The 1,862-nt window shown below is 44.0% G+C and carries 1 protein-coding gene; it reads left to right on the top strand.

The annotated features are described in order from the left end of the window. Positions 1-34 precede the first annotated feature (34 nt). A complete protein-coding gene (locus tag RMO79_RS20690; RefSeq protein WP_310485158.1) occupies positions 35-1,657 on the top strand; it encodes a radical SAM protein in 1,623 nt (540 codons plus the stop codon). Positions 1,658-1,862 lie beyond the last annotated feature (205 nt).

Raw genomic sequence — 1,862 nt, forward strand, 5'->3', positions numbered from 1 at the left:
CCCCGTCTCCCCGTCCCCCACACACCCCCCACCTGTGAACTTCGACTCCGAACACCTCTTATTCACTCCTGCGTCGCCAGATCGAGATGCAATTCCGACGATCTTTGCGTTTCCGAATACTTATACCGTTGGGATTACTAGTTTAGGTTATCAGGTGGTGTGGGCGACTTTAGCGATGCGATCGGATGTGGATATTTATCGGTTGTTTACAGATGTCCGCGAGTCATTACCGCGATCGCCTGAATTGGTCGGTTTTTCGCTATCTTGGGAATTAGATTACGTTAATATTCTCAATTTATTAGAGTTGTTAGAAATTCCGTTACGGAGTAGCGATCGCGGCGATAACGATCCGCTAATTTTCGGAGGTGGGCCAGTTCTGAGTGCAAATCCCGAACCTTTTGCGGACTTTTTTGATGTTGTTCTCGTCGGCGATGGGGAAGATTTGCTAGGTAATTTTATTACGACTTATCAAGAAGTTCGGACAGCCGATCGTCTTACCAAACTCAAGCATTTAGCGCGAGTACCTGGAATTTATATTCCCAGTTTGTATACTGTTGAATATGATGAAAATTTAATTGCAAGTATCGTCCCGATCGATAGTAATTTACCCGCAACTATTACCAAACAAACCTATCGCGGCAATACTCTTTCTGTTTCTAGCGTGGTGACCGAAAAAGCTGCTTGGGAAAGTATTTTTATGGTCGAAGTTGTCAGAAGCTGTCCAGAAATGTGTCGCTTTTGTTTGGCAAGCTATCTGACTTTACCATTTCGGGTCGCTAGTGTCGAAGAATCATTAATTCCGGCGATCGACAAGGGATTAGAAGTCACCAATCGGCTGGGGTTGCTCGGTGCATCTGTAACTCAACATCCAGAATTCCCGGCATTACTAGAACATCTGATGCAGCCTAAATATGATGATATCCGGTTGAGTGTATCTTCGGTGCGGACTAATACCGTTACAGTTCGATTAGCTGAAATTCTATCGAAACGGGATAGCAAATCGCTGACGATCGCCGTTGAAAGCGGCTCGGAGCGGATGCGAAAAATAGTTAATAAGAAGCTAGAAACAGATGAAATATTTCAGGCTGCGGCAAATGCGAAAGCAGGTGGTTTAAAGGGATTAAAACTCTATGGAATGGCGGGAGTGCCTGGTGAAGAGAATAACGATATCGACGAAACCGTTGCAATGCTGCGATCGCTCAAAAAAGCCGTTCCAGGCTTGCGTTTAACGTTTGGTTGCAGTACCTTCGTGCCCAAAGCACACACGCCGTTTCAGTGGTTTGGCGTGAATAAAGCAGCCGATAAAAGATTAAAATTACTGCAAAAGCAACTCACACCAAATGGGATCGAATTTCGTCCTGAAAGTTATAATTGGTCGGTAATTCAAGCAATAATTTCTAGAGGCGATCGCAGGTTATCTCATCTACTCGAACTCACTCGCAATTATGGAGATTCGATCGGTAGTTTTCGGCGGGCATTTAAAGAGCTGCGCGGGCAAATTCCCGGACTAGATTTCTACGTCCATCAAACTTGGGATACCAGTCAAATTCTACCCTGGCAGCACATTATTGGGCCATTACCTCAAGCTACTTTAATTAAACACTTAGCATCAGCAACCGCACAATTCGATGGGCTTACCCCCCAACCTCCCTTATAAAGTCTACCGTGTATCCACAATTCGATTAGACTTTGAATTCTAGAATTCGATCTTAACCCCCTTGAAAAGGCAGGGCTGATTCATCCCCTTTGGGAATGAATTTGTCAATGTCTAAAGCAATCGGTTTTTAGATGAATGTGGTTGTTTCTTAGTATGAAATTACCATTTATTCGATCGAAATTAATTGCTTTTAATCTTGACAACC

Source organism: Chamaesiphon sp. VAR_48_metabat_403, from assembly GCF_031422475.1.
Lineage (GTDB): Bacteria > Cyanobacteriota > Cyanobacteriia > Cyanobacteriales > Chamaesiphonaceae > Chamaesiphon.